Here is a 9,340-nt window from a genome sequence, read left to right as displayed (position 1 = left end):
CTTCTTCTTTTGGATTGCGCAACTTTTGGGGAATTTCACTTTGGGTTTTTTCACCAATGACAAGTAGAATCGCGCTACGTTCCTTTTGAGTGTTTAATTTTAGATATTCGTCTAGCTTGCAAGAATCAAATCCTCCAATAATACACGAACCAAGCCCTAAGGCACTTGCAGCATTTGCAAGATTCCCTAATGCTAAAAAGACTTGTTCTCTTGCATAATGTAATTTTTGTTCCGCATTCATTCCATCAATAAAAGGTTTATAAAGCGCGATTCTTTTGTCTATTTCCTCTTGTGGCATATTGCGTCCTTTGAGTTTGGGTATAAAATATTCTCCAAAGTCCAAACGCGCAGTGATGATGAGGATTGCTCCACAATGTGCAACATGCTCTTGATAGTTTGCAATTTTAGAAATTTCTAATTTTTGACTTTTGTCTTGAACCACATAAAAACGCCACGGCTCTAGTCCAAGCGAGCTAGGAGAAAGTCGCCCCGCTTCTAAGATGTATTCTAAAGATTCTTTGTCAATCGCAGAATCTTTAAAAGAGCGACAAGAGTAACGTTCTGTAACAATTTGTTTGAAAATTTGTTGAGCTGATTCCATAGGATTCCTTTCATTCTTTGATAAAAAATTGTTGTGCTTTTTCTTTGCTTTCAAAGGCGAAAGATTCTATTTCTTTGCCCTCAAAGCGCACTTTATAGGGTTGATTTATCTGTGTCTTGCCATAAAGCAGAGTAAGAGAAATCGCAAGGCTTTTGTCTTGCTCGCTTGCATTTTTTTCCACAAGTCCTAAAGGACCGATACAATTCAATAATTCAATTTGCGACATTTTAGGGTGATGAAATTGAAGCTTTTGATTTTCTTCTTCATTTCTTGCAATCACGCAACGCGCTCCGTCAGGTAGAATCATATAGCGTCCGAATTTGACTAATTCCATATCCTCAAAGACAATGGGACGATGAGAGAGAATGTCTTTTATTTTGTTGGCAACAGAAGTTTCTGTGAGCAGACAGCCTCCACCGGGACGCTCATAATATTCTATGCCATAATGTTGGACTAATTCTAGTTGGCGATTCCGTCCTCTCCCGCTAATGTCAAGGAGTTTTTCTCTGGGAATCCAACCCTTTTGCTCTGGAATCGTAGGTGGTAAAAGTTTAGCACATAAAGGACGCACGATAAGCCCATTTCCCTCGCAAAGCTTTTCTACTTGCCCCAAAGCTTCTGCGCGTTGGCTTTTGGGACGCTGTCCTAAGACTTCTCCACTGATGATAAAGCTTGCTTGTTGCGATTCTAACATTTTTAATGCGTGAGCAAACATATTTGCGTGGCAATCAATGCAAGGGTTGAAATATTTGCCATAACCAAACTTTGGCTCAAAGAGAATCTCATCAAAAAATTGCCTCCTAATATCCACAATTTTTAATTCTGCACCCACTTGATTTAATCTTTGACGCAAGATTTCGCTTTTGTCTTGCTTTGCGCCAAATCCAATATTGAAGTGCAAAGCCAAAACTTCAATGCCTAAATCTTTGATGATTTTGATTGCAAGTAAGCTATCTAGCCCACCGCTAAAAAGTGCTAACGCTTTCATAGAGTGCCAAATCTCCCTTTTTTAAATCTTCTAAATATTTTTGGTATTTTCTTAAAAGAAAAGACTTCTCCCGCAGAGAAAGAGAGGAGTTTTGCAACAGCAATTTTCTCTGCTCATCATAATACCGATAAAGAATCATAATGATTTGTTGTTTTAAATTTTCTTTTGTTTGTGCTTTGATTTTGGAATCTAGCAAGATTCCAATTAAAGGTGAGGATTCTAATTCTCCTTGCAGTAGCTTTTGATATGCGAGCGTTTGGGAATGAAACATTTGTGGTTCAAGATAGTTTAATACAAAATCCAAAAGGCTCATATCCTCTAAAATACTTTTGATGATGATTTTTTCTGCCAATCCATAAAAACTCTCTTGAGCACTTGTAAGGTCTGCTGGGATAGAATCTTGAATAGTAGGATTTTGGAATTTTTGCGTTAATTGGACTTTGATTAAATGTGAGGGTAAATTGAGCCTTTGTGCAAGCCAAGATTTGTATTCTTCTTGAATCACGGGTGAAAGTTGGTGCAAAAAGGCAAGGGATTCTTTCAGGCAAGCGTCTTTTTGCACAGCATTTTTCAAATCAAATTGGCTTAAAATTGTATGAAGCACATAATCAATCAGCGGAATAGGTGCGCTAAAAAGGTCTTTTAGAATCTCTATTTCTCCATTTTTCACCATATCCGCAGGGTCTAGTCCATTGTCAAACAGCACAACACCGCCTTCTTTGTTTGCGAGGCTCAAAAGAGTTGCTGCTTTAAAGGCGGCGTTCATTCCGGCATTGTCTCCATCAAAGGCTAAAAAAATCTTAGGATTTCCTTTTGCAAGCAAGGGTAAATGCTCGTGTGTCAATGCAGTGCCAAGTGTCGCTACAGCATTTGTAAAGCCTGCTTGGTGTAGCATAATCACATCTAAATAACCCTCCGTAATGATGATTTCATTTAAGCGATAAATGCTGTCTTTAGCTTGTGGATAGCCATAAAGGACTTGGGATTTGTTAAAAAGTTTTGTTTGGGGCGAATTGATGTATTTTGCGGGGTGATTACTAAGGGTGCGCCCACCAAAACCAATGATTTTATTTTGCGAAGAACGAATGGGGAAAGTAAGCCGTTGGGTCAGTCTTGCATAATATCGTTTCGCACCATTTTCTATTTCTGCTCCAAGGATTCCAACATTGAGTGCGTCTTGCAGATTGATAAAATTGCGTTGTAAATGCGCCATAATTTCGTAGTTGTTTGGCGCATAGCCAAGCTCAAAACGCGTTTTTGTCTCGGGCGTGATTCCGCGCTCTTTGATATAGGATTCTACTTCGGGATTGAGCATATTTTGATAATAATCATTCATAAAGTTTAGAATCTTAAAATCATCACTTTTTTTGATTTTGTCGGTGTATTCTAATGTAATATTATAAAATTGCGCTAGTTTTTCTAATGCTTCAATATAATTAAGCTTTTCATAATCCATTACAAACTTGATTGCATCGCCGCTGATTCCACAGCCAAAGCAATGAAAATAGCCTTTATTGGCGTTTAGCACAAAACTAGGCGTTTTTTCTTGATGAAAAGGACAGCAAGCTTTAAAGCTCGCACCCATTTTTTTAACTTCAATATAATGGCTGACGACTTCCACAATATCTAGTTGATTTTTGAGTGCGGTAATGCTTTCTTGTGTAATCAATTTTGCTCCAATACCTAAACTTAAAAATCGTAATTTTACAAAAATTTATCTATAAGTTTTGTTATAATTTGTGTGATTTTTCACTAAAAAGGGCAAACTTGGATTTTTTGGAAAGCATTGAATATCGCGACCCGCTCTTTGGTATTATGATATTTATCTTTTTGATTGGGCTTGTCAGCCTTTTTGCGTATTATTGGAATTATTTAATTAGCAAAAGACAGCAAGATTCCTTGAGTAGATTTATCGAAAGCTTTGATTATATTGGCTTTGACAAAGAAGCACAAGAGTTTTTAGCCCTAAGCCCCAATCCCACACCCTCGCTACTCTTTATGGCAAAAATGTATCAAAAAAGCGCGAATTACGAAAAAGCGATTCGTTTGTATGTGGCACTTTTGGATTCTATTCAAAATCCTGTGGATAAAGTTCCGATTCTAGAATCACTCGGGCTAGTTTATGAAAAGGCTGGGTTTCCTCTGCGCGCCAAAGAGATTTATTTAGAGATTCTGCATTATTTTCCCCGTAGTCCTTTGGTTTTGAAGTCTCTTATTAGAACTTACGAAAAATTAAGCTTGTTTAAAGATGCGCTAAGTGCTTTAGGCTGCTTAGAGGAAATTCAAGGAGATATGGGATTGTATCGGCATTATTTGAAAACAAAAATCTTAATTTCAAGTCAGAAAAAAAGTGAGGAAACTTCGTATAAATTGCTAGCAATCTTACAAGAAGAGCCGCTTTTGGCGCGTTTGGTCTTGGGATTTTTAAAAGATTTTTATCCTGCGCTTTTTTGGGAATCCCTAATGCAAATCCCTAAAGAAATTTTGCTAGATTTGCAAGATATATTGTGGAATCTCAAAATTGAAGCGATTCCACAATCTCTTATTAAGGAGCTGCAAAACATACCCACAAATCCGCAAAGCCGAATCTTGAAAGATATTTTTGAGGCAAAGGGGATTTTACCACTTAGTTTTTCGCAAAAAGAAACTTTTGAATTAGAGACGATTTGTCTTTTAAGGACGCATAAGAGTTTTCAAGGAGATTTAGGGTTTAACTATCAGTGTAAATCTTGTAAGGCAACTACACCTTTAACCTTTGAGCATTGCCCACATTGCGAAGAGCTTTTGACGCTCAAAACTTTTGTGTTTTTAAAGGAAAAACAAGATGAAACGCGTTACTCTTTTCTGTGATGGTTCTTCTTTGGGGAATCCGGGAAGTGGTGGTTGGTGTGGAATCTTGCGTTATGGAGAGCACGAGAAAATTGTAAGAGGTGGGGCGCAGAGGGCGACTAATAATCAAATGGAGCTAACAGCTTTGATTCGTGGTTTAGAGGCTCTTAAAGAACCTTGTGAAGTTTTGGTTGTTTGCGATTCAAAATATGTCTTAGAGGGTTTAAGCAAGTGGTTGCCAAATTGGATTAAGAAAGACTTTAAAAATGTCAAAAATCCAGAACTTTGGCAACTTTATTTGGAAGTTTCTAAGCCACATAAAATTGAAGTGCAATGGGTCAGGGGACACAGCGGACATCTTGAGAATGAAATCTGCGATAAAATTGCCAAAGAAGAGGCATTGAAATTTAAAAATATTTAAGGATTTGTGTGGATTTACAACTTTTTGAACAAACTTTAGGTTATTACTTTAAACAAAAGAATTTACTCAAAGAAGCTTTGACGCATAAGAGTGCCAAAAAAGGCACGCATAATGAGCGTTTGGAGTTTTTGGGCGATGCGGTTTTGGATTTGATTATTGGAGAATTTTTATACCACAAGTTTCCCCATTCTCCAGAGGGAGAGCTGTCCAAAATGCGCGCTTCAATGGTCAATGAAAAGGCATTTGCCAAATTGGCACGCTATTTAAATGTAGGAGAATATCTTTATATTTCTTCTTCTGAAGAGCAAAATAATGGGAGAGACAAGGATTCTATTCTCTCCAATGCGTTTGAAGCAATTATGGGAGCAATTTATTTAGAAAGCGGATTGGAATCTGTGCGCAAGATTATGTTGTTATTGTTGGAGGAAGTTTATCCAAAGATTGATTTAAAAAGTTTGTTTTATGACCATAAAACCGCTTTGCAAGAGCTTACGCAAGCAGTCTTTGGAATCACTCCAGAATATATCGTCTTAGATTCCTTTGGACCCGACCATAATAAAGAGTTTTTAATGGGCGTGCAGATTAAGGATAGGGAATACGCAAGGGCAAAGGGTAAAAGCAAAAAAGAGGCGCAGCAAATTTGCGCCAAAATGGCATTAGAGATTTTAAAGCAAGAGAAAAATTTATAAGGATAAGTGATGAATACTTTTGGGCAGGCTCTTAGGGTTACGACTTTTGGCGAGAGTCACGGAGAGGGAATTGGCGCGGTAATAGATGGGTTGCCAGCGGGATTGGAGATTGAAGAGGAGTTTCTTGCGCTTGAAATGCAAAGACGCGCGGGCGGAAAGAATCTTTATTCTACACAGAGAAAAGAGGCAGATGAGGTAAAAATTCTAAGCGGTGTTTTTGAAGGCAAAACGACCGGAACGTCTTTGGGATTCTTTATCCAAAACACCGCGAATAAGAGTAGAGATTATGATTCTATCAAAAACCTTTTTCGTCCTGGACACGCTGATTGGACATATTTTCATAAATACGGAATCCGAGATTATCGTGGTGGAGGGCGTAGCAGCGCGAGGGAAACAAGCGCGCGTGTTGCAGCGGGTGCGATTGCAAAAATGCTTTTAAAGCCCTTTGGGATTGTTTTGCAAAGCGGAATCTTAAATATTGGTAAGATTGAGGGGAGGGAAATTGACTTTGAAAACGCGCAAAAAAGCGAAATCTTCGCTCTAGATAAGCAAGTGGAATCGGCGCAAAAAGAAGCAATTATGCAGGCAAGAGAGGCGCACGATAGCTTAGGTGGTGTCGCTTTGATTAAGGCAAGTGGCGTGCCTTACGGATTGGGTGAGCCATTGTATTATAAGCTAGATTCCGCGATTGGGGCTTTGATGTTGGGATTAAATGGCGTCAAAGCCGTAGAAATTGGCAATGGTGTGGAATCGGCAAAACTTAGAGGCTCTCAAAACAATGATACAATGAACGCAGAGGGCTTTGTAAGCAATCATTGTGGCGGAATTTTAGGAGGCATTAGCAATGGCGCAGAGATTCTGCTCAAAGTGCATTTTAAGCCCACGCCTAGCATTTTTTTGCCCCAAAACACGCAAGATATGCAAGGCAATGTTGTCCAATGCGAAATAAAGGGCAGACACGACCCTTGTATCGCAGTGCGTGGGAGCGTGGTTTGTGAATCTAGCCTCGCACTGATTCTAGCGGATATGCTTTTGCTCAATGCGACAAGCAAGTTAGAAAATTTACAAAAAATTTATTCTTAAAGGCTTTTGGTGGCTCAAAGTGCTTTAATTGCTGCCGATGGTAAGCTTGGTGTGGGATTGGGGCATATTAGTCGTTGTCGGGCTTTGCAAGCGGAATTGGAATCGCTAGGGTTTGAAACAAAGCTAATAGATACGCAGGAATTGGAGGCGAATTTAAATCCAACTTTATGGGATTTCCTTGCAATAGATTCGTATGTGCTGCCCTTAGACACTTATGAAAAAGCGGTGCGTTGCACGAAAGTTTGCTTGTTTTTTGATGATACCTTGCGTTTGGATTATCCTAAAGCTATCTTGCTAAACAATGCAAGAGGTGTGAATTTCGCCCGATATAGAGAAAAGTATCCCCACCATTTGTTGTTTTTGGGAAGTGATTATCGTTTGTTGCAGCCCCCTTTTGTGCAGGCATTAAAGAATCCCCCGATTCCTTTAAAGCAAGAGGTGCAAAATGTGCTCATTACTCTTGGCGGAAGCGATATATTGGGCTTGAATAAGCCTTTGGTTGCTGCATTTAATAGGGCTTATCCTAATTTAAATTTGCATTGCATTGCAAGAGATTCTACGATTTTGGGCGCGAGATTCTATCGTGATTTATGTGCGCAAGAAATGGCGGATTTGATAAGACAAATGGACATTTGCATTTGCGCTTGTGGGCAGAGTTTGGGAGAGATTCTAGCCTGTGGAATCCCTGCGATTGCGCTAGAGGTAGCGGAAAATCAAAATGCAAATCTCGTGAGCTTTGAAAACTGCATTTTGAGCATTTCTAAGGCTTATGCGCTTTCTTACGATTCTGTTTGTCATCAAGTATTGGAGCATTTCAAATCCTATGCTTCTTTGGATTTGCGCACAACTCATCAAACGCGTGCTTTGGAGATTTTGAAGCGTCCGACGAAGTGGAAAGAGAGTTTAGAGCGGATTTTTTAAAGTAGTTGTCCTTGTGAGATTTAATTTATTAAATCGTGGTCTAGCACAAAGGAACCTTTACAATGGAATCTTAAAATCAAAGGCAAGATTCTAAAATTATGGATTTGCAAGTGTGGGTGAAAATGCTTCGCATTTGCACACTTCAGCGTTTCCTCGCAAGGATAGAGAAACAATTTAATCCGACTCTTTATACATTTTCTCAAACTAGAGATTGTAAAATCAAGCAGAGATTCTGTATAATGCGCGAAATTTGATAAAAGGAAAAATATGCGAAAAATTTTAGGTTTGCTAGTATTTTTAAGTATGGCACTTTTTGGAGATTCTGTAAAAAAAATTCAAATGTATTCTAGTCCAACTTGTGGTTGTTGTGAAGAATGGGCAAAATATATGCACACAAAGGGCTTTTTGGTGCAATCCCATAAAGATGACGAGCTGTTTATAAAAATCAAGGAGGATTTTAAAATCGCCCCTAAATATCAAAGTTGTCATACGGGTGTGATAGAAAAAAATGGTGTGAAATATGCGATTGAAGGGCATGTGCCTGCTGATGCAGTGGAATGGTTGTTGGAAAATCAGCCAAAAGATGTGATAGGCGTTTCTACGCCCGGAATGCCACAAGGAAGCCCGGGAATGGAGCAGGGCACTTATGAGGAATATCCTGTGGTGTTGATGACACAAGAGGGTGGATATAAGGTTTTTGGTATTTACAAGGGTGAGAAAAAGCTAAAAAGTGGAAATGTGAAGTAGTTTAGATTCGTCCTTGCGAGTGTGGCGAAGCAATTTAATCTATTTCCGCACACATTTTCTCAAATTCTTGATAATATTTCCAAGATTCTACAATATCGGGACGCACAGATTTAATATAAGCTAAATGCTCATCTAAAACCTGTTTGAATTGTATTCTTAAATCTTTATGCTCTCTTAAATAGTCTAGCACTTGCAATTCTGTGATTTTCTTTTTATCCTCTATTTCTTTTTGTTGTTGCAATCTTGGAATAAATTTCAAAAGATAACTTCTAACTTCCTGTAAAGTTTTGGAATCTTGTTTTAAAATCTCCCAATCCTTTGAAGCAATACATATAATAATGCCATTGTAAAAATAGGGTTGATGAAATAAATCTTGAGTAATATCCAAGCAATGCTCTATTTTATGCGTTATCGCAGCGGCTATATTTGTCAAATAAATATTGTTTTCTATCTTATGCACACTATCTAGGAGATAAAGTTTGAAATTTATACTTTGTGCTTGCACGACAAGTGTTAATGGAAGCAATGCTCCATATTTTGCGATATTTTCTTTAAACTTCTCTCTGTATTTTTCATTTGGTGCAGGGAATCCTAGCTCTTTGGATAACTTTAATATCGTATGAAATGTTTTCTCTCCCACAATTTCAGACATATCTACGATGATAGAATCCTTAGCGTTAAGGAGCGCATTTTTAAGCTGTGTATCGTGGAAGCACATATATCTAAAGTTTATCCAAAAATTTATCCTCTCAATATCAGGAGTAACTCCAAGCTTGCCATCATATCTTACAAGATTCTGACATACTTCATTCATATCAGAATGCAATGTAATTTCTCTTTTGGCTTTTCCTAATCTTTTCATTGTCATATAATGCTTAAGGCTGCTTATCGGGTCTCTTACAAGATTTAATGAAAAATCGCAAGAAATGAGGGAATAAAATTTATTTCTCTCTTGGTTTGGAATAAGATTCCTGATTGCAAGATAAGTAAGATTTTTCTTTTTGTGGAAATTTGTAATTCTATTAAAATACTCTTTATAGATTTTCTTAACTTCTATATTT

10 protein-coding genes are annotated in these 9,340 nt (G+C 38.0%); 6 read left to right on the top strand and 4 right to left on the bottom strand.

Going from position 1 to position 9,340, the window contains the following annotated elements; all coding sequences use genetic code 11:
* From K2N75_RS05305 to dnaG, 3 genes are all read right to left on the bottom strand, one after another.
* Positions 1–601, bottom strand: a 601-nt coding sequence (locus K2N75_RS05305) for a nitroreductase family protein (protein ID WP_297681390.1), incomplete at its 3' end; no start/stop codon positions are given.
* 10 nt (positions 602–611) lie between these two features.
* Positions 612–1,589 (bottom strand): argininosuccinate synthase domain-containing protein, encoded by a 978-nt coding sequence (locus K2N75_RS05300; protein ID WP_297681391.1) that lies wholly within the window; start codon positions 1,587–1,589, stop codon positions 612–614.
* The gene (gene dnaG / locus K2N75_RS05295; protein ID WP_297681393.1) at positions 1,567–3,258 is read right to left on the bottom strand and encodes a DNA primase; all 1,692 of its coding nucleotides are present in this window, start codon (positions 3,256–3,258) and stop codon (positions 1,567–1,569) included. The genes K2N75_RS05300 and dnaG overlap by 23 nt, the downstream gene beginning before the upstream one ends.
* A gap of 98 nt (positions 3,259–3,356) precedes the next feature.
* Here dnaG and K2N75_RS05290 point away from each other — a divergent pair, with 98 nt between their 5' ends.
* From K2N75_RS05290 to K2N75_RS05265, 6 genes are all read left to right on the top strand, one after another.
* Complete coding sequence (locus K2N75_RS05290; protein WP_300120116.1) at positions 3,357–4,439, top strand: tetratricopeptide repeat protein; 1,083 nt, start codon at positions 3,357–3,359, stop codon at positions 4,437–4,439.
* Positions 4,414–4,839: a ribonuclease HI gene (rnhA, locus tag K2N75_RS05285; protein WP_297681397.1), complete on the top strand. Its 426-nt coding sequence runs from the start codon at positions 4,414–4,416 to the stop codon at positions 4,837–4,839. The genes K2N75_RS05290 and rnhA overlap by 26 nt, the downstream gene beginning before the upstream one ends.
* A gap of 8 nt (positions 4,840–4,847) precedes the next feature.
* Positions 4,848–5,528 (top strand): ribonuclease III, encoded by a 681-nt coding sequence (gene rnc, locus K2N75_RS05280; RefSeq protein WP_297681399.1) that lies wholly within the window; start codon positions 4,848–4,850, stop codon positions 5,526–5,528.
* Positions 5,529–5,537: 9 nt separating this feature from the next.
* Positions 5,538–6,611 carry a chorismate synthase gene (gene aroC, locus K2N75_RS05275; RefSeq protein ID WP_297681401.1) on the top strand — a complete coding sequence of 358 codons (1,074 nt, stop codon included), beginning with the start codon at positions 5,538–5,540 and terminating at the stop codon, positions 6,609–6,611.
* A 9-nt stretch (positions 6,612–6,620) separates the two neighbouring features.
* Positions 6,621–7,532 carry a hypothetical protein gene (locus K2N75_RS05270; RefSeq protein ID WP_297681403.1) on the top strand — a complete coding sequence of 304 codons (912 nt, stop codon included), beginning with the start codon at positions 6,621–6,623 and terminating at the stop codon, positions 7,530–7,532.
* A 267-nt stretch (positions 7,533–7,799) separates the two neighbouring features.
* Complete coding sequence (locus tag K2N75_RS05265; RefSeq protein WP_297681405.1) at positions 7,800–8,279, top strand: DUF411 domain-containing protein; 480 nt, start codon at positions 7,800–7,802, stop codon at positions 8,277–8,279.
* Between the two features lie 34 nt (positions 8,280–8,313).
* On the opposite strand, the gene K2N75_RS05260 is transcribed toward K2N75_RS05265, so the two are convergent.
* On the bottom strand, positions 8,314–9,340 hold a 1,027-nt coding region (locus K2N75_RS05260), incomplete at its 5' end, for a DUF2972 domain-containing protein (protein ID WP_297681407.1).

Source organism: Helicobacter sp. (assembly GCF_029067145.1).
In the GTDB taxonomy this organism is placed as follows: Bacteria; Campylobacterota; Campylobacteria; order Campylobacterales; family Helicobacteraceae; genus Helicobacter_D.
Note: the sequence above shows the minus strand (reverse complement) of the source record. Positions and strands in the feature narration are given on the sequence as shown.

Bases quoted from the DNA above. Each gene is read 5' to 3' on its own strand.
- K2N75_RS05300 (WP_297681391.1), bottom strand. From the start codon at position 1,589: ATGAAAGCGTTAGCACTTTTTAGCGGTGGGCTAGATAGCTTACTTGCA.
- rnhA (WP_297681397.1), top strand. From the start codon at position 4,414: ATGAAACGCGTTACTCTTTTCTGTGATGGTTCTTCTTTGGGGAATCCG.
- aroC (WP_297681401.1), top strand. From the start codon at position 5,538: ATGAATACTTTTGGGCAGGCTCTTAGGGTTACGACTTTTGGCGAGAGT.
- K2N75_RS05265 (WP_297681405.1), top strand. From the start codon at position 7,800: ATGCGAAAAATTTTAGGTTTGCTAGTATTTTTAAGTATGGCACTTTTT.